Raw genomic sequence first — 25,858 nt, forward strand, 5'->3', positions numbered from 1 at the left:
CCTCCTCCACACCCTCACCACCCACCCCGACCAGCACATCAACACCCTCGACATCCTCCAACCCGACGAACGACACCAGGTACTGGAGGAGTGGAGCACCGGGCACACCGTCGAGCCCGCCCCGCACACCCTGAGCCACCTGTTCGAGGCGCAGGCCGCCCGGACCCCCGACGCCGTCGCCGTGTCCTTCGAAGCGGAGGAGCTCACATACGACGAGCTCAACATGCGCGCCAATCGTCTGGCCCGGTGGTTGATCGGGCGTGGTGTCGGTCCTGAACAGCGGGTGGCGTTGGTGCTGCCGCGTTCGATCGAGCTGATCGTCGCGGTCCTCGGCGTGGCGAAGGCGGGGGCGGCGTTCGTCCCGGTCGATCCGGACTATCCGGCGGAGCGGATCGCCTTGATGCTGGATGACGCCGCCGCCGCCGTGGTGCTCGACCGCCCGGAGACGGTGGCGAAGGAGGCCGGGGAGAGGGCGGGTGACGTCACCGACGCCGAGCGGGTCAGGCCGCTGCGTGTGACGCATCCCGCGTATGTGATCTACACGTCGGGTTCGACCGGCCGGCCCAAGGGGGTCGTGGTCACGCACACCGGTCTGGCCAATCTCGCCTTCGGTCAGATCGAGCGTCTGGCGGTGACAGCCGGCAGCCGGGTCCTGCAGTTCGCCCCGACCAGTTTCGATGCCGCCGTCTCCGAGATCTGCATGGCCCTCTTCAGCGGTGCGGCCTTGGTGCTGGCGCCGACGCGGCGGCTGCGTGATCCCGGGCAGCTGCCCGAGGTCCTGGCGGGACGGGGCATCACGCATGTCACGCTGCCGCCGGCGTTGCTGGCCGCGCTGCCCGACGGTGCGCTGCCCGAGGGCATGACGCTGAACACCGCCGGGGAGGCGCTGCCCGTCCAGGCCGTGCGGCGCTGGGCGCCCGGACGGATGATGATCAACGCCTATGGGCCCACCGAAACGACGGTCTGCGCCACCATGAGCGATCCTCTGTGCGCGGATACGACCGGCGTGCCGCCCATCGGCCGTGCCCTGGGCGCGTCCCGCCTGTATGTGCTCGACGGCGCGCTGCGGCCGGTCCCGCCGGGTGTGGCCGGGGAGCTCTATGTGGCCGGTCCCGGTCTGGCCCGTGGCTACCTCAACCGTCCGGACCTGACCGCCGAGCGGTTCCTGGCCTGTCCGTTCACCGGTCCGGGCGAGCGCATGTACCGCACCGGCGACCTGGTGCGCTGGCGCGCGCAGGGCACCTTGGAGTTCCTCGGCCGGGCGGACGACCAGGTCAAGGTGCGCGGCTTCCGGATCGAGCCGGCCGAGGTCGAGGCCGCGCTCACCCGCCACGCTCCGGTCGACCAGGCCGTCGTCGTCGTCCGGGAGGACCAGCCCGGTGACCGACGTCTGGTCGCCTACGTCACCGCCCGCGCCGTGATCGACCCGGCGGGCACACGCCGCGACCTGGCCCGTGTTCTCCCGGACCACATGGTCCCTTCCGCCGTGGTCGTCCTGGACGAGCTGCCCCTGAGCCCTGCCGGGAAGGTGGACCGGCGGGCCCTGCCCGCCCCCGACCTGACCGCCCTGACCACCCACCGCTCCCCCCGTACCCCGCGCGAAGAGGTCCTCTGTGGCCTCTTCGCCGAGACCCTCGGCATCGAGCGCATCGGCATCGACGACAACTTCTTCGACCTCGGAGGCCACTCACTCCTGGCGATGCGCCTGGCGGCCCGAGTCGAGGAGATGCTGGGGATCGAACTGCGCGTCGCGGATGTGTTCGGCGCGCCAACCGTCGCGGAACTGGCGGAACGGCTCGGGATCGGTGACTCCCTGGCGGCACTGGAGGTGTTGCTGCCGCTGCGTACCGGCGGCACCCGGCCCCCGCTGTTCTGTCTGCACCCCGCGACCGGCCTGAGCTGGGCCTATGCCGGCCTGTTGCCGCATCTGAGCAAGGACCAGCCGGTCTACGGGCTGCAGGCCCGCGGTATCGCGCGCCCCGAGGAGTTCCCCTCCTCCGTGGAAGCGATGGCTGCGGACTACGTCGAGCAGATCCGCGCGGTCCAGCCGTCGGGTCCCTACCACCTCCTGGGGTGGTCCTCAGGAGGCTGTACGGCCCAGGAGATGGCCGCCCAACTGCGTGCGGCCGGGGAGGAGGTGGCGTTGCTGGCGCTGCTGGACACCTACCCGCCGGGGGACGAGACCGAGAAGGCCCGGACCATGCGCGACGCCTTCGCTCCGCTCCTGACGTCCATGGGCTTCGACCTCGGTCCGGACGAGGACGCGCCGCTCGACATTCCTCGTGTCCACGCCTTCCTCAAGCAGAGCGGGCACCCGCTGTCCAGCCTCGACGAGCGGGGACTCGAAGCGCTCGGGCTCGTCTACGAGCGACAGGCCGTGCTCCTCAAGGAGCAGCACGGCAAGCGCGCCGACGTGGACCTGTTGTTCTTCATGGCAACGCTCAGCCATCGCGACGACCCCGATTTCGCGCGGCGCTGGGAGTCGTGGACCGACGGGCGGATCGATGTACGGCGTGTTGACTGCACGCACGAACAGATGCTGGACCCCGGCCCGTTGAGCGAGATCGGCTCGATGGTCGAGAAGGAGCTGACACGGCTCGAAGAGCAGCGCCGTTCGGCGACGCGATGAGTGGGAGAGGAACGAACAGAGGATGCCCATGACCACGGAGGAGTTCGATGTCGTCGTCGCGGGGGGTGGGCCCGCCGGCTCCACCACCGCGGCCTTCGTCGCCAAGCAGGGACACCGCGTTCTCCTGCTGGAGAACTCGGCCTCCTGAGCACCGCGTTGTACTCCGGCCCGGCGGTGACGGCACTCGTGACGATCATCCTTCCGGCCGTGCCGGCCAACCCACGGGTGCGCGAACACCGGACCCGGCGGACACACGCGCCCACCCCGCCGCCCCGCTCCTCCGTCTCACCGCAAGGACAAGAAGTGACTTCCAAGGCTCAGATCCCGTCGTTCGCCGTGATCTCCGGTGCCCAGGTGCACCGCGCGCTGTCAGGGAACGAACAGCAGACCGTCGACCTGGTGGAAGCGGCCTACCGTGCGCACGGTACCGCCCAGACGGTGAATCCGCCGTCGTACTTCCTGCGCTTCCCGGACCGTCCCGACTCCCGGATCATCGCGCTGCCCGCCTCGATCGGCGGTACGACCCATATCGACGGCCTGAAGTGGATCTCCAGCTTCCCCGGCAACGTGGCCACCGGTCTCCCCCGCGCCTCGGCGGTGCTGCTGCTCAACGACCAGACGACCGGCTATCCCCTGGCATGTCTGGAGAGTTCCATCATCAGTGCCGCACGCACCGCGGCCTCGGCCGCGCTGGCCGCCGACCGGCTCACCCGGGCACGGCCGGAACGCCCGCGCAGGGTCGGCTTCGTCGGAACCGGCCTGATCGCGCGGTACATCCACACGTATCTCACCGGCACGGGCTGGACGTTCGACGAAGTGGGCCTGCACGACCTGTCCGCCGATCACGCCGACGGCTACCGCGACTACCTGGAGCGCTCCGGCGCGCAGGGCCGCGTCACGGTGCACGAGCGGGCCGAGGACCTGATCCGCTCCAGTGACCTGGTGGTCTTCGCGACCGTCGCCGCCGCCCCCCACGTCACCGACGCCTCCTGGTTCGCGCACAACCCCGTGGTGCTCAACGTCTCGCTGCGCGACCTTGCCCCCGAGGTACTGCTCGCCTCCGCCAACTTCCTGGACGACATCGAGCACTGCCTGAAAGCCGACACCTCCCCGCACCTGACCGAACAGGTCACCGGCGACCGTGAGTTCATCGACGGAACCCTCTTCGACGTGCTCACCGGACGCGTGCCGGTGCCGGCGGACCGTCCCGTGGTCTTCTCACCGTTCGGACTCGGGGTGCTTGATCTGGCGGTCGGCAAGTACGTGTACGACAAGGTCCGCGACGGCGGTGAACTGGTCGTCATCGACGGCTTCTTCCACGAGGTGGAGCGCTACGGCGCGGCTACGCCCCCGGCGACCGTCCCTGAAACGAGGTAACCACTGTGCCCGTGTTCCGTGCGCCGGAGGAGTTCCACGCCGATGACGTCTACCTGGACCTCCGGTCGTCCCTCGGCATCCCGCTGTACCTGAAGTGCGAGGGCTTCAACTTCGCCGGCTCGATCAAGCTGAAGGCGGCCGCGGCCATGGTTGCCGATGCGGAGCGCAGAGGGCTGCTCACCCAGGACTCGATTCTCGTGGAGTCCTCGTCGGGGAACCTCGGCGTGGCGCTGAGTACCATCGCCGCCGGGAAGGGCTACCGGTTCCTGTGCGTGACGGACACCCGGTGCAATCTGGCCACCCGGCGCCTCATGGAGGCCATGGGCGCGCAGGTGCACACAGTGACCGAACCGGACCCGCAGGGCGGCTTTCTCGGGGCGCGGCTCGCGTACGTGCGCAGCCTCTGCGAGTCCGACGACCGCCACGTATGGCTCAACCAGTACAGGAACCCCAACAACTGGAGAGCGCACTACGACACCACGGCCCCCACCATCGCCCGGCAGTTCCCGGACCTCGACGTGCTGTTCGTGGGCACCGGTACCGCCGGAACCCTCATGGGCTGCGCCCGCTACTTCAAGGAGGCGAGGCACCCGCCCACCATCGTGGCCGTCGACGCGGTGGGGTCGGTCACCTTCGGCGGTACGTCGGCCCCCAGGATGATTCCCGGGCTGGGCTCCGGCGTGCGGCCGCAGCTTCTGGACATCTCGTATGTGGACGACGTGGTCCATGTACCGGAGCCGGACACGGTCCGTGCCTGTCACCAGCTGGCCGCCAAGGGCTTCCTGCTCGGCGGTTCGACCGGCACGGTGGTCGCGGGCGCGACCGCCTGGCTCGCCGAGCGGGGGCTGGCGGAGGAGGTCACCGCCGTGGCGATCTCTCCGGACCTGGGAGAGCGGTATCTGGACTCCCTCTACCAGAGCACGTGGGTGGCCGACATATACGGCCCGGGTGTGATGCGCCAGAGCCCCGCCCAGCCCTCCCTAAGCCGTCCGTGACCGGCGGCCGGTCGGCATTGCCCGCCTGACGGGCTCCGGAGAGAATTCGGACGGTTCCGGCCGTCGGGCCGGACAGCACGCACACTTGGTGCCGACCGGCCCCGTCCGGGCGTCATCCAGAAAGGACAGAATGTCGTGGAAACGATATTTGCTGCATCGTTCCCCGTCCTCGTCTGTGCCTTGATCGCACTCGCCGTCACTGAGTGTGCTTTCAACTGGTTCACCGGGCTCGGCCTGATTCCCAGGATGAGAAGGCGGACGGGCCGGAGCCTGTCCGCCTCGGTGTTCGACGACTTCACCACGGTCATGCACGGTTCCAAGGCGGTGGAGCTGGAACACCGGCAGAGCATGACGATGCTGCGGGACGACGAGGGCGACGGTGCTCCCCCCATCAGCAGGATCGACCTCGACGGCGGGACCGCCCACATCGTCCTGCCGGAGCCCACCAGCGAGGCCCGCCACGAGCGGCACGACCCACGGCAGTGACCTGGCGGCTTCCGAAGGCGAGCGCCTCCGGTCCTCACCGGGCAACCGCCGGGCGGCGTCGCGCAGTCGACTGCACACTGGGGGACGCGCCTCCTCGCGCCCGCGCCTCCAAGTCCGAAAGAAGATCGTCGAGTACTGCCTCTTCCTCGACACGAACACGGTGTTCCCACCGCGGCGATGCTGCGGGCGCCGGGCCGCGGAGCGGATTCAGGGAGTCCCAGCGTGGTCGTGGAGAGCGGGGCCGATGTGTCCCTGCGACCTGATCCAGGCGACACCCGCGAACTGCTTGACCCTCACCTCCGTACGCACGAATCCGACGGGTGACAGGCCCTCGTACCCCTGCGCCACCAAATCCTGGTACGTCCGGTCGGAGAAGGCGACCACGAGATCCGTGGACTGGTCGTCGGCCAGGAGTGCGCGCAAGGGGCCGCAGTCCAGCATGCGGAAGAGCTCCACAACCGCGGAACCCGCGTAGCCGCTGTCCGCTTCGTGGACGATCCCGTGATGGAAGGCCGCCCGCATGCGGGTGCGCACGTGCGACCGGGAGTCGCTGCTCCCGTGCAGCTCCCGGTTCACCGCGGCCAGGGCCTCGGCGAGGCCGGCCAGCAGACGGGGGACGGCACGGGTGTCGTCGGTGTCCGGCGGCAGCACCAGCAGATAGCCGTCCCCCTGCGCCTGGCGGCCGCAGGCGTACCAGTCGACTGCCGCCCGTGCGCAGGCGGCGCGCACGACGCGCAGCAGTGCGCGCTGCAGCCGGATCATGTCCGCGTTGCCGCGGGTGCTGTACTTCTCGATGTCGATGGCCAGGCACAAGCGGCGCCGCCCGGGAGGCAGTTGGTCGTCCGGTGGGCCGGCACTCTCGAATCCGGTGAGTGCCCAGGCACCCGGCCGCGGTGTCTGTTGCGCGAGGGGCGCCCCGGTCCAGACGTCCGCACGGGACAGGAGGAAGGGCACGTCGTCACGGGTCTGCACCTCGCCCTCCGACCGGGTTCCGCTCAGCAGCGGGTGCTCGATCACCCCCCGTACCTGGATGTGGCCCGACAACTCAGTGAACGGCGACGGCGACGCGAGGACGGCCTGGGTCCAGCGGCCGTCCGGAGACAGCGTTCCGTCGGCGTGAGGCGCCTGGAAGATCCAGCGCAGCCGGTTGCGGCCGAGCCCGAAGGCGGTCACCCGCGCTCCGTCGGGGCCGGCCCACCCGGGTCCGGGTTGCAGGTCCAGGGCCCTCAGGTGCTCGTCGTCGAAGGTGACCGCCAGCTCGATCTTCCGGTAGCCGCACCCGGCCGGCATTTCCTCCAGGTCGAACGGGAAGCACAGCAGCAGCGTCGTCGTGTCGGCCGTCGGAAGGGTCCCCGCGGCGGCGGGGAGGGCGTAGGCCAGGGGGCGGGCGAGTGCAACCCCGGGGCGCAGTCGCCGGTCCCTGGCCTTCAGTGCGCCGCCGGCCACCAGGGCGGTGGTGGACAGCAGGTCATGCGGCACCTGGCTGCGGGAGATTTCGTGTCGTACAGGCGGGTTGGCGCCCACTGGCTCGCCCATGCCCTGCGCTCCTCGGCTCTCGTACACGCTTCAAGATGACGGCGGCTCGACGGTGGTGTGCCAGCCGAACACCCGGTACCGCAGCCCTTCCGCGGTGATCGACAGGCGTGGGTCCCTGACGCCCTCGCAGACCCCGTCCAGCAACGCGCTCAAAGAGGCGGGCTCCGACCGGCGACGGCGTGCGGCACCGCCCAGCGGGCTCAGGTCCAGTTCACGGTCGCCGACCAGCAACAGCACACTCTCGGGACGGCTGCCCACAGCCGGTACCTCCTCGGGCCACCAGACGTCCACCGGCGCGGACTGCCATACGAACTCGCCGTCATGCCCGCCCGCCGGTTCCACGGGGATGCCACTGGGCTGGTCGTGGGTCACCACATAGGTGCGGCCGCTCAGTCCCACACCCAACAGCCAGACGTACAGCGGCGTGCGGGTGTGGCCGGCGACGAAGACCCGGTAACGGTCCCCCGCACGCAGCCCGTCACCGTTCCGGAACTCACGGAAGTCATGGCTGCCCGGCCTGGTCTCCACCTCCATCCGGGCCCGAATGTTCCTTGAGGGGAAGCCGTCCGGCCCTGGGTCCGCGAGTCCGCGCAACCGCTCACCCCGGGCGATCGTCTCCAGCAGGCCGACGATCTTCCGGGCGGTGGACGGTGTCTCCGCCGGGCCGGGCGTCTCCTCCGGAATGCGGTAGGGACGCCCTGCGCTGTCGGCCACCTCAAGCCTTCCCCGCCCGATTCGGACCAGGCTCCGGACCTCGTCGTCGGCCTCCGTCAGCCGTGGGGACGACGCCAGCCGGTTGCGGAGGGCACCGGCCAGGGGACCGCCCACCTCGACGCGTACGGGATGACGCGTGTGGACCTGTACCGGAAGCGCGTACGAGCCGGGCGGCAGCGGGGACACGGGCGCGCCCGGCGGCGGGTCCAGCAGGGCGTCCGCCGCGTCGACCGTCGTCACCCTCGCCTCTGCCTCGCAGCGGGGACGGGCTCCGTCAGCGGGGAACACCAGCCGCACGCGATCCATGGTTTCCAGCCCGAACAAGGCACCTCCGAGCACGCGCAGTTCACCGCCGTGTGCCCGGAGCGGCAGCCGCTCGGGCTGTGGGGGCACCTCGAGCGAGAAGGGCAGACGGCCTGACGGCCCGCCCGCGTGGGGGCGTTGGAGCACCTCCGACATCTGGACGCGGTCGCGGATCCGCGCGATCAGCACCGACCAGGGCACAGGCTGTGAGCGAAAGTCCTCCAACGTCCGCGCCAGCGCGGCTGTGAACAGGCCCTGTCGCTCGTTCTCGTATGCGAAGCCCAGCCGCTGGCACGCGACCAGCCGCACCACGTCCGGATCGGGCAGGCGGGGTGCGGTGGCGAGTCGGGCCGACCGCTCCACACCTGCCTCGACGGGTACGTGGCACCTCACGGACTTGATCCGCCATCTGCCCGGGGCCCGAACCATCCCGCCGGAGTGGCAGCAGTCCAGGATGCAGGTGACGTTCGGGGTGATCCTCGTCAGACGCCGCAGTACCGCGGTGAGTTCCTCGGCCAGGTAGCCGCGGAAGTCGGTGGCAGTGCCGGCCTCGTGGTCGCTGGGCACCAGATACTGTAGGTGGGCGGGTCGGCCGGGATGGTGCTTGCGCAGGGCCGGGGGCAGTGGGAGGAGCGCACCGTGGCCCGAGTAGTAGACGACGACCGCGTCGCCCGTCTCCGTCTCCTCGGCCAGTTTCGTCAACGCCTCGTTCATGCTGTGGTAGCCCGTATCCGCGGCCTCCCGGCAGACACGCAGGTCCGTGAAGCCGCGGTCGGCCAGAAGCCGTTCCATGACGGACACGTCCTCGGCCACGCCGGTCAGGTCGTAGGACTGGGCTCCTATCAGCAGGGCACGCATCGTCATGCCGGTTTCCTCACCTCTCTGCCGCGGGTTGCCGCTCCTCATGTGCCCACGTGGATGAAGGGCGCCCAGTGGAACGGGTGGTGCGGGTCGGTCCCGGCCTGAGCGGGCCGGGGGCCGCTGTCGCGGGCCCGTATCCGTCGGGCGGTGGGATCCGGGGTCACGTCGGCACGCTCGGCGAGCCGGGCGTACTCCTCCTCCCGCTCGTCCGGGGAAGCCCTCATGACCTCGCGCTGGGCGCGGGCCAGCGCGGTCCCCACCGGCGGGCGGTCCGCCGACGTGAGGTGCCGGTACATCCGCGTGATCACCAGACACGCCGTCACGTCGTCGACCGGCCAGAGCGACACCACCGCGTGCCGGGCCCCGCTGATGACGGCCGTACGGGTCAGCCCGAGGACGTCACCACCGGCGGTCGCGGTGCCCCGTCCGGTCTCACAGGCGGACAAGACGAGGAGTTCGGGAGTGAGTTCCGGGCTCAACAGGTCGTCCACGCCGAGGTGGTCCTGCCCGGCGAGCGCCAGGCGGCTGAGGTAGGGAGTCAGCTCCTGGACGTCGCCGTGAGTCGCCAGATGCAGCACGGAGCAGCCCGCGGCCTGTTCCAGGATCCTCTCCCGGTCGGCGTCCGGCCCGGTGAGCACCCGGCACCTGGGGAGCAGCCGTTCGACGGTGGCGACCTCCGTCACGGTGCCGGGCAGACAGGCCAGGCGACGCTCGGGAGCGGTGGCGGGCGCGCCGACCAGCAGCGCCGTCGCCTCCCTCCAGTCAGGCTCCGGCGAGCTGTGACCGGACCGGGTGAGCAGGGACACCGCGGGCAGGTAGGAGACGTCGTGGGTCAGGCCGAGGACCGCATCGCCCATGGGCAGGGCGTGGAACGGCACAAGGGAGAGCCGAGCGGGAGGTACGACCACGATCCTGCGGTAGCGGGACAGGAGCGGCGCCCAGAAACCGAGCAGGGCGTCGGACAGTACCCGTCCGGCCTCCGTCCCGTCGGCGCCCGACGCGCACGCGGCGTGGAAGCGGCGGGCCGTTGCCACCAGGTCGTCCGCCGGCCGCTGACGACGGTCGGCGAGCAGTCCTTCGCGGGTCACCGCCCAGCTGACCAGGTCCTGGTCGAGGAGGTGGTACTGGAGGAGCACGGCGTCCGGTGGCAGTGCGCGTGCCACGGCGGCAGCGTCGGGCACCGCGCCGGGCTCCCGCCGGGCGGTGAGCGCACCTGGAGCGAGCCGGCGCACGTCGGCCTCGGCCGCGCCGAGGGTCCGTTCGGCCTCGGTGAGGCAGCGCCGCACGGAACGCTCATCGGCCGCGCCCGCCGGCTCCGCGGGCTGCTGCCCGGCCCAGGCCGGATCCCCGCCCCGCAGAGCGGCTGCCGCCTCCTCGAACCGCGCGGCCCACCGGGCTTCCGCCTGGAGCCAGCCCCGGACCGCTCGTCGCGCGGAGGGCCGTCCTCCGGCGCTGTCGAGGGCATGGACGGTGTCGAGGAAACCGGACCGGGCGCGCTCCGCGGTGGCGAACGTCATGGCCTTCCCACCGGGCAACTCCCACTGGGCCAGCACGGCGGTGTGATAGGCGCGGGCCACCACCGGGTCGTCGGCCGACGCCGCCCGCAGGGAGTCCCGTCCCATCCTCGACCGGTGTTCCTCGTAGGCGGTGACCGCTTCCAGAGCCCGCTCGGCGGCGCCCCGTGGGTCGCCGAGGGCGAGCAATGCCTCCGCCGCGATCGCGGGCCTGTCCCAGGGCTTCTCCGGCTCCGCGCCGTCCGCCCCGATACGTCGTTCCGCCTCGGCGGCCCGCTCGGGCTGTCGCAGTCGTAACCGGAGCGCCGCCGACTGCAGTTCCGTCAGCGCGCCTCGTGCCTCCAGCCCGTCGGCCTCTGTCTGCGCCTCCTCGATGCGGCCCAGCTCCACCAGGAGCGCACAACGCGCGACGGAGGGCGGTGCGCCTCGCTCGACGAGCGCCTCAGCCTCCCTTGCCGCCCGTTCCGCCAGGGCCGACAGACCTGCCGACCTGTGCCGACGCAGCCGGTGCAGTTTCTCGACGACGTGTGTGGAGTGCAGTCCGGCCTGCATCCCCTCCAGAAAATCACGCAGGACATGCGCCGCGGCCGCGGATCCGCCCTGGCCCCGCAGCAGTCGCTCACCGAGACCGATCACTCGCGCAAGCCGGGGCCGTGCGGCGGCGACGAGTTCCGGATCACCCAGCCCCACCGCCTCGTTGAGGAAGAGCTCGGCCGCGACCGCCGTGGACAGCCAGGTATTGACCATCTCGACCGTCACCTGCGACCGAACGGAACCGGGCCCCGTGGCCTGCCCGTCAGCAGCCTCCCGGCACTGGTCCTCCAGCTGTCGCTCCCGGGTGCGCAGTTCGATGTCGGCGAGTACGAGGGAGGCCAGCCGGTGGCGGGCGTGGTGGTACGCCCCCTCCGGGCTCGTCATCGGTCCGGTCGTCACGTGAACGGCATCAGGCACGGGCGCTCCCGTCGGCCGGTGCGACCGGTTCCGCGAGCCGCTGTGCCAGGTCGCCCGCCTCCCGGCCACGAACGATGTGGCTCTGCCGGGTCCAGTCGCCGGCCCGCACGGCGGCGAGGTGGGCCATGCCCCGAAGCCAGGAACCGCTGCCCAGGGTCGCCGCCCAGCGGCGGACCTCCTCCACATCGTCAAGGGGCAGTGGTCGGCCGTCCTCCACCGTGTCCAGCATGCGGTGCACCTTGAGCAGCGCCACGCACGCCCGGTCATCGGCGGCTGTGGCCAGAGCCAGCGCGCGGTCAACGCATGTGGCGCGGTCGGCCGGTTTCCGGCGGAGCCGGGCGACATGAGCCAGGCGCAGCACTGCCGCTGACCGGCCCCGGGCCGCGCCGGCCTTCCGGAACAGCGCATCGGCCGCCGCGTAGTGCTTCGCGGCGCGATCGAGTGTCCTCCGCCCGGCGAGGAGGGGCAGACAGCGTTCCGCGGCGCCGGGCGTCCCGAGTTCCGCGTCACCCGCCAGCAACGACGACATCGCGGCGAAGACCGGGTCCCCGGGCACGAGCCGCAGCGCTTCCCGGCGCAGCGCCTCACCCCGGCGTCGGTCCCCCACCCGCGCCCGCACGTCTCCCGCAACGAGCAGGTGGTAGGCGACCGGGGCCGCGAGGCCGCCCTCGGCGATCTCCCGTGGCACGTCGTCGAACCGCCGCACGGCCTCACCGACCTCCCCGGCTCCCCCGACCGCCGCGATCACATCGGGCGGCTGAGCGTTGAGGATCTCCCCGCTTCCCAGCACGGCACGGGCGACGAGCAGGTCGGGGAGGTACCGGGCGGCGAGGAAGGCCGCGAGCCGCAAACCGGGGTCCACGGCCAAGATGGTCAGGCGGGCGTGCGTTCCGTCCATGGCCTTCAGCAGGGCCGACTCGTCCTGGGCCGGCAGGGCCCAGCCGACCAGGCCGCCTGGACTCCAGTTGACGTCCATGGCGGTGGCCGCGGTGCGCAGGGTACGCGTCACCAGGTCGTCGTATGTCTCCTCTGGTTCGGGATCGTCCAGTACGGCCAGCGCCCGTCTGGGCTCACCGGCGGCGAGGGCGGCCCCCGCCGCCAGCCAGCCGCGCACGGGCTCGGCCCAGAGGTCCGGACTGACGGCGACGGGATCGACGCCCCGCAGGTCGGTCATCAGGAGATGCACGAGCAGACGGATGCCGTCCACCGTGTGCCGGCCTTCGTGGGTCACTTGAGCTTCCTGATGACCAGGACCACCAGGACGGTCAGCACGATCGCTCCGGCGGCTCGCGCCAGTCGCCGGGGCCGGCCTGGTGCGGGATGTCCCGTTCCGCCGCCGCGAGCCGGCTCAGGAGATACAAGAGCCTGTCCGCCCTCTCCCAGTACGGTTCCAGCTTGTCGACCAGTGCGCACACCGAGGGCCGACCGGACAGCGGACAGGGCCGCTGTGGCGAGTCGTCGGAGGCACGATGGGTGACGACCCTGGCGGGTCGTCGGAGTGCTCCCTTCCGTGAGGTACGGGTCGAGGTCCACAACCCGTACGCTCTCGCCGGTCTCCGGAGCGCCGAACGACGGGAAGGGGCTCACCGGACGGGTGGTCGTGTCGGCCTCGAAGAAGGCTCGTATGTCCGCTCCACATCGGCGATGCACTTCGGCGAAGAGCTCCTGTGTGGCGGGCGGCTCGGGAGACGTCCGGCAGACGACTCCCTCGATCAGGGGTGTGCGCCGGGGCCCGCTCATCGCGTATTCGCCGTCCAGGCCGACGTCGGAGGCCTTGAGGTAGACGACCCGGTACAGCAGGCACAACGACTCGGACCCACGCACCCGGTACTCGCGTCGGTAGACGGCGTCATCGGTGGGGTCGCCCGCAGTCACGTCGTGGAGCAGGGAATACCTGCCCTCGTCGATGAGGAAGTCCGGGGCGGCCACGATCCGGAAACCGGTGTTGACGGACCGAGTGAGAGCGAACGGCCATACCTGTGCGGGCGAGGAGTCTTTCATGCCGTGGTCCACGACGATTCCCCCTTGATGAGCCGCGAGCCCGGATGCTCGGCCTCGAACTCGGCGAGCTTGGCGTGGAACATTGCGACCAAACCGTTGAGCGCCTCCTTCTCGGACGTGGCCCGCAGCATGCGGTCCCGCAGCTGGGTGATGTCCTGTTCGACCCGGTCGCTGTAGGCGGACACCTGTGTCTCCACGAACTGGAGAAAGGCCTCGGCCATGTGGTCCCGCACCAGCCGCATCACGGGCGACGTCGTTGCGGCCGTGCGCAGGAACACCCGTACCAGCGGCATCCTGTCCTTGACCATGCGCACCCATGCAAGTCGCTGGCTGCTCTTCTCGATCTGCTGGGATTCGGGTGCGGCCTGCCGTGCCATCTCCTTCAGCTGGGCTTCGAAGAGGTCCATCAGCACCGCCATGAACGGGATCTCCACGTTCAACGGTGCGGGGAATCCGCCCTTTTTGACCATCGTCATGCCGTCGGGTCCGAGAGCGGCGAAGTCCAGCCCCACGGAACTGACCGGAATGAAGCGCACCCCCTTTGCACCGCCCGGGGACCGCAGCAGGGTCTCGACCGCGTCCCTGAAGTCCGGGTGCCGCAACAGGCAGTCCATGACCGCCTGGACGGTGTGCCCCGCCGCCGCGAGGACGTCCCACTTGGTGATGACGAAGTGCACGATCCCCCGGCTCTTCATCATGTGGCTGAAGATGGCGACGAGATCCTCAGTCAGCCGCGGGTCTCCGTCCAGGAAGCGCAGCACCTTGACTCCGTCCAGCAGGATGAGGAGGAACTCGGACTCCTCGATCCGGCTGAGGACCCGGTTGCCTGCTTCCACCCGCCCGTCCGGCTCGGTGAGATGCTCACCGGAGTAGTCCAGGTAGGTGATGGAGAAGGGGCTGTAGGTCTCGTTGCGCGCGGTGCGGACGGAGCACGCGAACTCCCACTCCGATATCTCGGACCGGCGTTGGGGGTCCGGCCAGGCGTCGGGGCTCGTGATCTGCTGGTAGATCCTGTTCAGCCTGGTCGACTGCTCCGGTGGCAGCTGGACGTGGAACCCCAGGTCCGGTCGCGGGATCGCGAGTCTGCGGAACAGACTGGCGAGGTAGACGGTCTTGCCGGACTCGGCGGGGCCGAGCACGGTGACGGGAATGGTCGGCATGCAGTGCCTCGCAGTGGCTTCACATGGTGGTCTCGCCTGACGCACAAGCGAGTACGGCGAACCGTGCGCGGCGCTCCCCCGTACCCCTGCCGGTAGTCAAGCGTTCCGATGGCCGTCCGAACCGGTCGCAGTGCGGGTTCGGGAGAACATCGGCCAAAGAAACGTTCCGGCCACACGCACCCGAGGGACTCGTCGCCGGCCGGCCCCCGGTCAGTGAGCGGCAGCGATCCTCCGCAGTGCCGGAACCGAGTGGACGGTGAGGCGGCAGCGTCCGTAGCTGACGGCTCGCACGGCCCTCAACTCCTGCAGCGCGTGCTGCACACGCCGCTCCCGCGCTCCTATGAACTCGCCCCATTCGGCGTGGGTCAGCCCGGGCCTGACGGACAGACCTTCTGGTGTCCGGGCACCGTACTGCTCTGTCAGATCCAGTACTGCGCGACACAGACGCGCGATGACGGGGCCACGTGTGAACTGGGTGCGGCGACGGACCGCGGTACGGCTGCGATGGGCCAAGCTCCGGCTGGCAGCCAGACCGGCGGCCCGGTACCGGGCCAGCCAGCCCAGCCACTCGTCCTGCGACACCCGCCGGACGGACACCCGTTCGGCTGCCGTCACCGTGGCCGAACGGGGCTCGTTGTCGAAGGCCGCGGTCTCCCCGATGACGTCACCGGCGGCACGGATGTCCACGAGGGCGGTCGTGCCCTGATCATCGGCCGTCGTCACTTTGGCGAAGCCATCCAGCAGTACGAGCACGAACGTGTCCGTGGCACCTTCGAGCAGCATGATCTCGCCGGCCTCGTACGTGCGCGCGGTGCCGGCCTGCAGCAGGGCCGACCGCGCATGGTCGGCGGATACCGGGTCCGTCCCGGCCACGCCGTTCAGCTCCCACAGCAGGGTGCCTCGCGGATAGTCGGTCCGTGCCGGACGAATCTCCGACTCGTGCCCCCCACCTGGTTCCCGCGCACTGAGCACACCGTCCCCCTCCCGGATGTCCAGCCTGCGCGAAACCTACCCAGACAGAGGGACATACGACTCAAGGTGTGAACTTGCCTATGAATTGGTGGGGTTCTGTCTACACGTGGCTACGACGTCGACCGATACTGATCACCTCGTGGCGGTCACCGCCAGCGCTCCGTCCCTGTTTCGCATGGGCCCCCGGTACCCCGGGCCGGCGGCGCGGGCGTCGTCGCCGTGCGCTCTGCCGGCCCTCACGACCGTTCCACCCACGGCGTCATCGGAGAAGGCCGTGGCGGTCGCCCACGCCCGCCAGGCAGCCGCCGACGCGCTGAGCGTCAAGACGCCGCGGCAGTTCCCGACCGCCCCAGCCCGCACACCCGCTTCGCTGAGACGCGTCGACCGCCGAAAACGCGGCTCACACCCGCTTCGCGACCGGCTCAAGAATCGCCACGCACTCCACATGATGCGTCATCGGGAACAGGTCGAACGCCCGCAGCGTCCGCACCCGGTATCCCCCGTCCCGGAAGTACGCCAGGTCACGCGCCAGCGCAGCGGGGTCGCACGCCACGTACGCGATCCTCCGTGCCCCGAGGGACGACAGGTGCTCGACCGTCCTGCGGCCCGCGCCGGCCCGCGGCGGGTCCAGGACGATCAGGTCGACCTCGGTGATGCCGGTGCGCGGGAGGACTGACTCGACCTTGCCGTGCTCGATGCGGACTCGTTCGAAGTCGGCGAGGTTGTGCCGGGCGTCCTCCACGGCGCGCTTGCCGGACTCGACGCCGAGCACCGCGCCCTTGTCGCCGAGCCGGTCTGCGAGCGCGCCCGCGAAGAGGCCGACGCCGCAGTACAGGTCCAGCGCCATCTCGCCCTTGCGCGGCAGCAGGCCCTGCATGACCGCTGTGACCAGGGTGTCCGCCGCCTTCGGGTGGACCTGCCAGAAGCCGCCGCTGGCGACCCGGTGGGTGCGGCCGTCGGCGCGCTCGCGGACGAAGGGGCGGCCGTGGACGCGGTGGATGCCGCCGTCCTTCTCCTCGACGCGCATGACGGAGACGGGCCTGTCGAGTTCGACGAGGGGCAGGCGGGCGCCGGGCCGGGGCTCGAGGATCACCATGCGGTCCTGCGAGCCCGTCGCCGCGATCGCCTCGACGGACGCCATGCCCGTCCAGTCCCGCTTCTCGATGCCCAGCTCGCTGACGCCCTCCGCCGCGATCATGCAGTGGTCGATCGGCTCCACCTCGTGCGAGCGATGACGGCGCAGGCCCGCCCGGCCGGTCGAGGCGTCGACCGCGTACTGCACGCGCGTCCGCCACGGCGGCACCTGGCCAGCCGGCAGCTTGTCGCCCTCGGCCGGCATCACGGTTCCGTCCCAGCCGGCCTCTTCGGGAGTGAGGCCCGCGAGCCGCTGGAGCTGTTCGGCGATCACCTCGCCCTTCAGGCGGCGCTGGGCGCCCGGCTTGGCGTGCTGCCAGTCGCAGCCGCCGCAGCGGCCGGGGCCGGCGTACGGGCACGGCGCCTCGACCCGGTCCTTGGACGCCGACAGCACGGTCACCGCGTCCGCGCGCAGGAACCGGGCACCCTCCTCGCCCTCGGTCACCCGCGCCACGACCCGCTCACCGGGCAGCGTGTGCCGCACGAACAGCACCTGCCCGGTGGACGTACGGGCGATGCAGTGCCCGCCGTGGGCGACGGGGCCGACCTCGACCTCGTACTCCTCCCCCACGAGCGACCCCGCCTGCGACTTCTTCGGTTCTGCCTGCATGGCGGGGTGACTCCACAACATCAAGAGGGATACGGCCGGACAACAGCCCACCAGTCTACGTGCTGGCGGGGCACGTCAGTTCTTCGCGCTGGGCTCCTTCGGCCGCTCCTGGGCGGGCCCCCGCCGCACCGAACCCGGCGCGTTCCAGTCCTGCCGCTTGCGGGCCCGGTTCTTCGCCGCCTCGGAGGACTGCAGCTGGTAGGGCACCGAGGTCACCATCACACCGGGCGTGAAGAGCAGCCGGCCCTTCAGGCGCAGTGCGCTCTGGTTGTGCAGCAGATGCTCGTACCAGCGGCCGACCACGTACTCGGGGATGATCACGGACACCGCGTCGCGCGGCGACTCCTTGCGCAGACCCTTCACGTACTCGATGATCGGCCGCGTGATCTCGCGGTACGGCGAGTCGAGCACCTTCAGCGGTACGTCGATGCTCCGCCGCTCCCACTCCTCGCGCAGCGCCTTGGTCTCCGCCGGGTCGACGTTGACGCTGAGCGCCTCCAGCGTGTCCGAGCGCATCAGCTTGGCGTAGGCCAGTGCCCGCAGCGTGGGGCGGTGGATCTTCGAGATCAGTACGACGGAGTGGACGCGGGACGGCCTTACGCTGTCGTCGCTCGGGCCCTCGGGGGCCGCGATCTCCTCGGCCACCCGGTCGTAGTGGCGCCGGATCGCCGTCATCGTCGCGTAGAAGATCACCATGCCGAGCAGCGCGACCCAGGCGCCGTGTGTGAACTTCGTGCCGAGGACGACGACCAGCACCAGTCCGGTGAAGAAGGCACCGAAGGTGTTGATGGCGCGCGAGCGGACCATGTGGCGGCGCTTGGCCTGGTCCTTCTCCGTCCTCAGGTGGCGGTTCCAGTGGCGGACCATGCCGGTCTGGCTGAGCGTGAACGACACGAACACGCCGACGATGTAGAGCTGGATCAGCCGGGTCGAGTCGGCGCCGTAGATCCACACGAGGAGTACGGCCGCACCCGCGAGCAGCACGATGCCGTTGGAGAAGGCGAGGCGGTCGCCGCGGGTGTGCAGCTGGCGCGGGAGGTAACGGTCCTGCGCGAGGATCGAGCCGAGCAGCGGGAAGCCGTTGTACGCGGTGTTCGCGGCCAGGAACAGCACCAGCGCGGTGGCCGCGGCCAGCACGATGAACAGGAAGCTGTCCTTGCCGAAGACGGCTTCGGCGACCTGGGAGATCACCGGGTTCTGGACGTAGTCGGCGCCGACCGCGACGCCGTTGTGGATCAGGTCGACGGCCGGGTTCTCGGCCATGCGCACCTTGGTCACCATGGCCAGCACGATGATGCCGCAGAACATGGTGACGGCGAGCAGGCCCATCATCGCGAGCGTGGTCGCCGCGTTCTTCGACTTGGGCTTGCGGAAGGCCGGGACGCCGTTGGAGATCGCCTCGACGCCGGTGAGCGCGGCACAGCCGGAGGAGAAGGCGCGCAGCAGCAGGAAGACAAGCGCGAAACCGGCCAGCCCCTGGTGCTCGGCCTTGATCTCGTACGACGCGGTGGGCGCCCGCATGGTGTCGTCGAGGACGAGCCCGCGGAACGCGCCCCACGCGACCATGATGAAGACGCCGGCGACGAAGACGTAGGTCGGAATCGCGAACAGCGAACCCGACTCCTTGACCCCACGCAGGTTCATCAGCGTGAGCAGCACGATCACGGCGACCGCGCAGAACACCTTGTGCTCGACCACGAAGGGGACCGCGGAGCCGAGGTTCTCGATGCCGGAGGAGATCGAGACGGCGACGGTGAGGACGTAGTCGACGAGCAGCGCGCTGGCGACCGTGAGGCCCGCCTTGGGGCCGAGGTTGGTGTTCGCCACCTCGTAGTCGCCGCCGCCGCTCGGATAGGCGTGGACGTTCTGCCGGTAGGAGGCGACCACTGTGAACATCAGCACGACGACCGCGGCGGCGATCCAGGGGCTGAAGTGGTACGCCGACACGCCCGCGATGGACAGGACCAGCAGCACCTCTCCCGGCGCGTACGCCACGGAGGAAAGCGGGTCGGAGGCGAAGACAGGCAGTGCGATGCGCTTCGGCAGGAGCGTTTCCCCGAGCCGGTCACTGCGCAGTGCGCGCCCGATCAGGATCCGTTTGGGCACGTCGGTCAGTTTGGACACAACAGAGGATCGTAGGCCTTCGAACAGGGGAGCGCCCACCCGCCACCCTGCATCTGCCCTTCCTCTGCCTGAAGAGTGAATTAACCGACGGTCCTCGCTGCGGATTCCGCAGGTGCGCGGGCGCCCATGCCTATATGACAAACCCCGCCTCTACCCCGCCCTTCGCCGCCCCTCGGAGGTTCCATGCACACGACCGCAGAGCTGATCGGCGCCACCGCCACCCTCGTCGGCCTCGGAATCCTGACTCTGGCCAGCGTCCGCAGCATCAGCCGCCGCTGACCACCCCGAACGGATCCGGGAGCAACCGTGCACGGGGGTGCCGTCGTCCTACCGCGCGTGTGTAGCTTGGGCGTCGGTCTGAGACCCTGATGTGGCTGAGCAGTAACTCTTGACACCGGAAGGACGGTCGTGCACATCGTCATCATGGGCTGCGGAAGAGTGGGTTCCGCTCTTGCCCAGACCCTGGAGCAACAGGGGCACACGGTCGCCGTGATCGACCAGGACCCCACCGCCTTCCGACGACTGGGCTCCGGGTTCGGAGGCCGTCGCGTCACCGGCGTCGGCTTCGACCAGGACACCCTGCGCGAGGCGGGCATCGAGGAGGCCGGCGCCTTCGCCGCCGTCTCCAGCGGTGACAACTCGAACATCATCGCCGCACGCGTGGCCCGCGAGATGTTCGGCATCGAGAACGTCGCGGCCCGCATCTACGACCCCCGGCGCGCCGAGGTCTACCAGCGCCTGGGCATCCCCACCGTCGCGACCGTCCGCTGGACGGCCGACCAGATGCTGCGCAGGCTGCTCCCCTCGGGCGCCGAGCCGCTGTGGCGCGATCCCACCGGTGGCGTCCAGCTCGCCGAGGTGCACGCCTCCGCGTCCTGGGTCGGCCACAAGATCAGCAAGCTGCAGGAGGAGACGGGCGTCCGGGTCGCGTTCCTGACCCGGCTCGGCGAGGCGATCCTGCCCACCTCGCAGACCGTGCTGCAGGAGGGCGACCTGGTGCACGTGATGATGCGCACCGACGAGATCGACAAGGTCGAGGCGGCGTTCGCCAAGGGTCCCGAAGAGGAGGGCGGTCACTGATGAGGGTCGCCATTGCCGGTGCCGGCGCGGTCGGCCGCTCGATCGCGGGCGAGCTGCTGGAGAACGGCCACGAGGTCCTGCTGGTCGACAAGGCGCCGACCGCCATCTCGGTCGAGCGCGTCCCGCAGGCGGAGTGGCTGCTGGCCGACGCCTGCGAGATCACGTCCCTGGACGAGGCGGCGCTCCAGCGCTGCAACGTCGTGATCGCCGCGACCGGCGACGACAAGGTCAACCTGGTCGTCTCGCTCCTGGCGAAGACGGAGTACGGCGTTCCGCGCGTCGTCGCCCGTGTGAACAACCCGAAGAACGAGTGGCTGTTCAACGAGTCGTGGGGCGTGGACGTGGCGGTCTCCACTCCCCGCCTGATGTCGGCCCTGGTCGAGGAGGCGGTGAGCGTCGGCGACCTGGTCCGTCTGCTCCGCTTCAGCCACGGCGACGCCAACCTCGTCGAACTGACCCTGCCCGAGGAGTCGGCCCTGGCCGGCACCCAGGTCGGCGACGTCGAGTGGCCCGAGGACACGTCCCTGGTCACCATCATCCGCGGCACGCGTGTCCTCACCCCGTCCCAGGAGGACTCCCTGGAGGCGGGCGACGAACTCCTCTTCGTGGCCGCCCAGGCCCGCGAGGAACAGCTCGAGGACCTGCTGTCGGTGCGCCGGGAGGATGCGGCGGGCTGATCCGGCCGGGGATACGACGGCGAAGGGCGCCCCGAAATCCTGGGGCGCCCTTTCCTGTCAGTCCGGCGTTCCTGTCCAGCCCGTACGGCGTTGGGGGAACAGGCCCGTTCAGGGCCGAAGCGGGGTCCGGGGGCGGCAGCCCCCAGGGACGGGAAGGGCAACCGGGGGACTGGCGCGAGGTGACCCGAAGCCCCACGCGCGCGCCGGGTCCTACGCCTCCCGACGGTGACGCCCGCCCGCCGCCTCGCGTCCCTCGGCCGCAGCCTTCCGCTCCTCCTCGGCCGTCTCCCGCGCCTCCATCTCCGCGAAGACGTCGATCGGCGGCGGCGCCTTCGCCAGGAAGACCCAGGTGAGCCAGACGGCGAGCAGGAACGGCGGGATCTTCAGGGTGACCAGCACCCAGCCCAGCTGCGCGGTGTTCGCCCACCAGTACAGCGGGAAGAGGATCGCGCACTTGGCGAGCAGGATCAGGCCCCAGGCCCAACTGGCCTTTGCGTACGCCTTCTTGCGGCCCGGGTTTCGCTTGCGCCAGGAGAGGTTCTCCTTGAAGACGGGCCCGAGGATCAGGCCGATCAGCGGTACGCCGCACAGGGTCGTGATGATGTACGCCAGCGCCAGGCCCAGCGTGTAGAGCATGCCGGGCAGGTAGAAGTCCTTGGCGTTGCCGGTCATCATCGCGAAGACCACACCGAAGGCGACGCCGAAGACCCCGCTGAAGGCGTGCTTGACGGTGTCCTTCCGCACCAGCCGGACCACGACCAGGACCAGCGACACGGCGAGCGCTGCGATGGCCGACCAGTGCAGGTCCTTGTTGATCGTGTAGATGGTGACGAAGAGGAGACCGGGCAGCACCGTCTCGACCATGCCCCGCACTCCGCCGAACGCCTCGAACAACGCGGCCTCGGTCACCGCCCGGGCGTCATGCTGCTGAGTGTCTTCGGTCGGCTTGTCGAGCGACGTCACCGGCTACTCCCGTCCGAGGGGTCTCAGTTCGTACTTCGGATTGAACAGCACCCGGCGGCCCCGGCTCATCGAGACCCGGCCCGATGCGATCAGCTTGCGCCCGGGCTCTATCCCCACGATGGAGCGTCTGCCGAGCCACACCACGTCCAGGGCGGCGGAGCCGTCGAACAGCTCGGCCTCCAGGGCCGGGACCCCGGCCCGCGGCCGCAGGGTGACGGTGCGCAAGGTACCAGTAACCGTCACGACCTGCCGGTCATGACAGTCGCCGATGCGTGTACAGCCCGCGGTTTCGGCGTCCTCCCGCAGCTCCTCCGACTCCAGGTCCTCCTGCGACGAGGAAAGCCGGTCGAGCATGCGCCGGAACCGGCCCGCCGGCTTTTCGGAACGAGGAACAGCACTCATGTCTGAAGCGTACCGGGGTGCACTGTCAGCAACGTACCCGTGGGCCCCGCGCCCGAACCGGGCGGCCCCAGGCCCTGTCCCCACCTGCCCCGCCCTCCGGGCGGACGACGGGAACGGGCCGAGTACACCGGGCTAGCGCTCGAACCGGTAGCCCATTCCCGGCTCGGTGATGAAGTGCTTCGGGTGCGAGGGGTCCGCCTCGAGCTTGCGCCGCAGTTGGGCCATGTACACGCGCAGGTAGTTCGTCTCCGTACCGTACGACGGCCCCCACACCTCCTGCAGCAGCTGCTTCTGGCCGACCAGCCGGCCGGTGTTGCGCACCAGCACCTCCAGCAGGTGCCACTCCGTGGGGGTGAGCCGTACATCCTTGCCGTCCCGGCTGACCTTCTTGGCGGCCAGGTCGACGGAGAACCCCTCGGTCTCGACCACCACGTCGTCCTCGCCGCCCCCGGTGGGCTCGGCGCGGCGGACGGCGGCCCGCAGCCGGGCCAGCAGTTCGTCCATGCCGAAGGGCTTGGTGACGTAGTCGTCGGCGCCCGCGTCCAGCGCCTCTACCTTCTCGTCGGAGGAGTGCCGGGCGGACAGCACCAGGATCGGCACCCGGGTCCAGCCGCGCAGGCCCCGGATCACCTCGACGCCGTCCATGTCCGGCAGGCCCAGGTCGAGGACGACCACGTCGGGGTGGCGGGCGGCGGCGAGCCGGAGGGCGGTGGTGCCGTCGTGGGCCGCGTCGACCTCGTACGCGCGCGCCTTGAGGTTGATCACGAGGGCGCGCACGATCTGCGGCTCGTCGTCGATCACGAGCACCCGGGTCATGAAGCCTGCCTTTCCGGTTCAGCCGGGGAAAGCTCCGGCCGCGTTCCTGCCGCCCGGAGGGTGAGGACCATGGTGAGGCCGCCGCCGGGCGTGTCCTCGGCGGTGAGGGTGCCGCCCATGGCCTCGGCGAAGCCGCGGGCGACCGCGAGGCCGAGTCCGACGCCCGCTCCGCGCGGGGCGTCCCCGTAGCGCTGGAAGGGCTCGAAGATGCGTTCCTTGGCCTCGTCGGGGACGCCCGGCCCGCGGTCGACCACTCGTACCTCGACCCGGTCCGCGATCGCGCTGGCGGACACCAGGACGGCCTTGCCGGACCGGTTGTACTTCACGGCGTTCTCGACCAGGTTGGCCGCCGCCCGCTCCAGGAGTCCGGCGTCCACCCGGACCATGGGCAGGGCCTCCGGGATGTCCAGGTGCACGCTGTCCTCGGGGACCCCGCCGAGCGCCATCGGCACCACCTCGTCGAGGTCGGTCTCGCGGATCAGCGGGGTGACCGTGCCGGTCTGCAGCCGGGACATGTCGAGCAGGTTGCCCACCAGGTGGTCGAGGCGGTCGGCGCCCTCCTCGATGCCCGCCAGCAGTTCCGCCTGGTCCTCCGCGGACCACGCCACGTCGTCGGAACGCAGGCTGGAGACGGCCGCCTTGATCCCGGCCAGCGGTGTGCGCAGGTCATGGCTGACCGCGGCCAGCAGGGCCGTGCGGATGCGGTTGCCCTCGGCCAGCTTTCGCGCCCGGTCGGCCTCCTCCTGAAGGCGGCTGCGGTCCAGGACCACCGCGGCCTGGGCGGCGAAGGCGGCCAGCACCCGGCGATCCTCCGCGGGCAGTACCCGGCCGGTCAGCGCGAGCGCCATGTGGTCCCCGACCGGCATGTCCACGTCCGCGTCCTCCGGCCGCTCCACCGGCCGCCCCGGTCCCACCCGCGCGGCGCAGGTCCAGGGCGCGACGTCGCTCTCCCGCTCCAGCAGGGCCGCCGACTCCATGCCGAAGGTCTCGCGCACCCGTTCCAGCAGCTCCTCCAGGCCGGTTTCACCGCGCAGCACGTTGCCGGCGAGGAAGGAGAGGATCTCCGACTCGGCGCGCAGCCGGGCCGCCTGGTGGGTGCGGCGGGCGGCCAGGTCGACCACGGACGCCACAGACACGCCCACCGCGACGAAGATCGCGATGGCGACGATGTTCTTCGGGTCGGCGATCGTCCAATGGTGCAGCGGCGGTGTGTAGAAGTAGTTCAGCAGCAGGGAGCCGGCCGCCGCCGAGGCCAGCGCCGGGAAGAGCCCGCCGAGCAGCGCCGCCGCCACCGTCACCGTCAGGAACAGCAGCATGTCGTTGGCGAGGCCGAGGTGGACGGTGTTCAGCAGCACCGCCAGGACCACCGGCCCCACCACGCCCACCAGCCAGCCCCACACGAGCCGGGACCGGCCGAGCCGAGCGCCCCGCACCACCGGCAGTCCGTGCCCCTTGGCGACCTCGTCGTGGGTGACGATGTGCACGTCGAGGTCGGGCCCCGACTCGCGGGCGACCGTGGCGCCGACGCCCGGTCCGAAGACGTACTGCCAGGCCTTGCGGCGCGAGGAGCCGAGCACGATCTGGGTGGCGTTGACACCGCGCGCGAAGTCCAGCAGCGCGGCCGGTATGTCGTCGCCGACGACGTGGTGGAAGGTGCCGCCCAGGTCCTCCACCAGCGTGCGCTGCACGGCCAGTTCCTTGGGCGAGGCCGAGGTCAGAGCGTCGCTGCGGGCTATGTAGACCGCAAGCACCTCGCCCCCGGCGCCCTTCTCCGCGAGGCGCGCGGCCCGGCGGATCAGCGTGCGTCCCTCCGGACCGCCGGTCAGCCCGACCACGATCCGCTCGCGCGAGCCCCAGATCTTCGACACCCGGTGGTCGCTGCGGTACTGCTTCAGGTGCTCGTCGACCCGGTCGGCCACCCACAGCAGCGCCAGCTCGCGCAGCGCGGTGAGGTTGCCGGGCCGGAAGTGGTGGGACAGGGCGGCGTCGACCTTGTCCGGCTGGTAGACGTTGCCGTGCGCCATCCGGCGACGCAGCGCCTGCGGCGACATGTCGACCAGCTCGATCTGGTCCGCCCGCCGCACGACCTCGTCCGGTACGGTCTCCCGCTGCCGTACGCCCGTGATCGACTCGACGACGTCACCCAGTGACTCCAGGTGCTGGATGTTCACCGTCGAGACCACGTCGATGCCGGCCGCCAGCAGCTCCTCCACGTCCTGCCAGCGCTTGGCGTTGCGGGATCCGGGGATGTTGGTGTGGGCGAGCTCGTCCACCAGGGCGACGGCCGGGGCGCGCCGCAGCACGGAGTCCACGTCCATCTCACGGAAGGCTGCGCCGCGGTACTCCAGTTCCCTGCGGGGTGTCTGCTCCAGACCGTGCACCATCACCTCGGTGCGCGGCCGGTCGTGGTGCTCCACGAAGGCGACGACGCAGTCGGTGCCCCGCTCGACACGGCGGTGCGCCTCGGACAGCATCGCGTACGTCTTGCCGACGCCCGGTGCCGCACCCAGGTAGATCCGTAGCTTGCCGCGTCCCATGGCCCCATTGTCTTCC

At 70.7% G+C, this 25,858-nt stretch carries 20 protein-coding genes; 7 read left to right on the forward strand and 13 right to left on the reverse strand.

Annotated elements, in window-relative coordinates:
* From ACZ562_RS34140 to ACZ562_RS34160, 5 genes are all read left to right on the forward strand, one after another.
* The coding region (locus ACZ562_RS34140) for an amino acid adenylation domain-containing protein (protein ID WP_471187455.1) at positions 1-2,629 on the forward strand (2,629 nt) is incomplete at its 5' end.
* Positions 2,630-2,651: 22 nt separating this feature from the next.
* Positions 2,652-2,777: an FAD-dependent oxidoreductase gene (locus ACZ562_RS34145; protein WP_471187458.1), complete on the forward strand. Its 126-nt coding sequence runs from the start codon at positions 2,652-2,654 to the stop codon at positions 2,775-2,777.
* Between the two features lie 155 nt (positions 2,778-2,932).
* Positions 2,933-4,006, forward strand: coding sequence for a 2,3-diaminopropionate biosynthesis protein SbnB (sbnB, locus tag ACZ562_RS34150; protein WP_471187461.1), 1,074 nt, complete (start codon positions 2,933-2,935; stop codon positions 4,004-4,006).
* Positions 4,007-4,011: 5 nt separating this feature from the next.
* On the forward strand, positions 4,012-5,001 hold the full coding sequence (gene sbnA, locus ACZ562_RS34155; RefSeq protein ID WP_471187464.1) for a 2,3-diaminopropionate biosynthesis protein SbnA: 990 nt from the start codon (positions 4,012-4,014) through the stop codon (positions 4,999-5,001).
* A 246-nt stretch (positions 5,002-5,247) separates the two neighbouring features.
* Entirely contained in the window at positions 5,248-5,487 is a 240-nt protein-coding gene (locus ACZ562_RS34160) for a DUF6191 domain-containing protein (protein ID WP_471187467.1), read from the forward strand.
* A 207-nt stretch (positions 5,488-5,694) separates the two neighbouring features.
* Here the strand turns inward: ACZ562_RS34160 and ACZ562_RS34165 are convergent, their stop codons facing one another.
* From ACZ562_RS34165 to ACZ562_RS34205, 9 genes are all read right to left on the reverse strand, one after another.
* On the reverse strand, positions 5,695-7,023 hold the full coding sequence (locus ACZ562_RS34165) for a hypothetical protein (protein ID WP_471187472.1): 1,329 nt from the start codon (positions 7,021-7,023) through the stop codon (positions 5,695-5,697).
* 30 nt (positions 7,024-7,053) lie between these two features.
* Entirely contained in the window at positions 7,054-8,904 is a 1,851-nt protein-coding gene (locus ACZ562_RS34170) for a caspase family protein (RefSeq protein WP_471187475.1), read from the reverse strand.
* A 38-nt stretch (positions 8,905-8,942) separates the two neighbouring features.
* Complete coding sequence (locus ACZ562_RS34175) at positions 8,943-11,333, reverse strand: CHAT domain-containing protein (RefSeq protein ID WP_471187477.1); 2,391 nt, start codon at positions 11,331-11,333, stop codon at positions 8,943-8,945.
* Positions 11,334-11,358: 25 nt separating this feature from the next.
* Positions 11,359-12,597 carry a hypothetical protein gene (locus ACZ562_RS34180; RefSeq protein WP_471187480.1) on the reverse strand — a complete coding sequence of 413 codons (1,239 nt, stop codon included), beginning with the start codon at positions 12,595-12,597 and terminating at the stop codon, positions 11,359-11,361.
* Positions 12,594-13,367 carry a hypothetical protein gene (locus ACZ562_RS34185; protein WP_471187482.1) on the reverse strand — a complete coding sequence of 258 codons (774 nt, stop codon included), beginning with the start codon at positions 13,365-13,367 and terminating at the stop codon, positions 12,594-12,596. The genes ACZ562_RS34180 and ACZ562_RS34185 overlap by 4 nt, the downstream gene beginning before the upstream one ends.
* Positions 13,364-14,527 carry a TRAFAC clade GTPase domain-containing protein gene (locus ACZ562_RS34190; RefSeq protein ID WP_471187485.1) on the reverse strand — a complete coding sequence of 388 codons (1,164 nt, stop codon included), beginning with the start codon at positions 14,525-14,527 and terminating at the stop codon, positions 13,364-13,366. Before ACZ562_RS34190 ends, ACZ562_RS34185 begins: the two co-directional genes overlap by 4 nt.
* A 210-nt stretch (positions 14,528-14,737) precedes the next feature.
* Entirely contained in the window at positions 14,738-15,499 is a 762-nt protein-coding gene (locus ACZ562_RS34195; protein WP_471187488.1) for a Crp/Fnr family transcriptional regulator, read from the reverse strand.
* A gap of 400 nt (positions 15,500-15,899) precedes the next feature.
* A complete protein-coding gene (locus tag ACZ562_RS34200) occupies positions 15,900-17,243 on the reverse strand; it encodes a class I SAM-dependent RNA methyltransferase (protein WP_471187491.1) in 1,344 nt (447 codons plus the stop codon).
* Positions 17,244-17,318: 75 nt separating this feature from the next.
* Positions 17,319-19,367: an APC family permease gene (locus ACZ562_RS34205; protein WP_471187494.1), complete on the reverse strand. Its 2,049-nt coding sequence runs from the start codon at positions 19,365-19,367 to the stop codon at positions 17,319-17,321.
* A 408-nt stretch (positions 19,368-19,775) separates the two neighbouring features.
* Between ACZ562_RS34205 and ACZ562_RS34210 the strand changes: the two genes are divergently transcribed.
* Together ACZ562_RS34210 and ACZ562_RS34215 are read left to right on the forward strand one after the other, a co-directional pair.
* The gene (locus tag ACZ562_RS34210; RefSeq protein ID WP_471187497.1) at positions 19,776-20,447 is read left to right on the forward strand and encodes a potassium channel family protein; all 672 of its coding nucleotides are present in this window, start codon (positions 19,776-19,778) and stop codon (positions 20,445-20,447) included.
* Positions 20,447-21,124, forward strand: a complete 678-nt coding sequence (locus ACZ562_RS34215; RefSeq protein ID WP_150952693.1) for a potassium channel family protein — start codon at positions 20,447-20,449, stop codon at positions 21,122-21,124. Before ACZ562_RS34210 ends, ACZ562_RS34215 begins: the two co-directional genes overlap by 1 nt.
* A gap of 210 nt (positions 21,125-21,334) precedes the next feature.
* On the opposite strand, the gene ACZ562_RS34220 is transcribed toward ACZ562_RS34215, so the two are convergent.
* The 4 genes from ACZ562_RS34220 to ACZ562_RS34235 form a co-directional block, all read right to left on the reverse strand.
* On the reverse strand, positions 21,335-22,087 hold the full coding sequence (locus tag ACZ562_RS34220) for a DUF3159 domain-containing protein (protein WP_471187501.1): 753 nt from the start codon (positions 22,085-22,087) through the stop codon (positions 21,335-21,337).
* Between the two features lie 3 nt (positions 22,088-22,090).
* Positions 22,091-22,489 carry an OB-fold nucleic acid binding domain-containing protein gene (locus ACZ562_RS34225; RefSeq protein WP_471187504.1) on the reverse strand — a complete coding sequence of 133 codons (399 nt, stop codon included), beginning with the start codon at positions 22,487-22,489 and terminating at the stop codon, positions 22,091-22,093.
* Between the two features lie 132 nt (positions 22,490-22,621).
* Positions 22,622-23,305 carry a response regulator gene (locus ACZ562_RS34230; RefSeq protein WP_471187507.1) on the reverse strand — a complete coding sequence of 228 codons (684 nt, stop codon included), beginning with the start codon at positions 23,303-23,305 and terminating at the stop codon, positions 22,622-22,624.
* Complete coding sequence (locus ACZ562_RS34235; RefSeq protein ID WP_471187509.1) at positions 23,302-25,842, reverse strand: ATP-binding protein; 2,541 nt, start codon at positions 25,840-25,842, stop codon at positions 23,302-23,304. Before ACZ562_RS34235 ends, ACZ562_RS34230 begins: the two co-directional genes overlap by 4 nt.
* Positions 25,843-25,858 lie beyond the last annotated feature (16 nt).

The sequence above is a fragment of the Streptomyces sp. NPDC040410 genome (genome assembly GCF_055595715.1).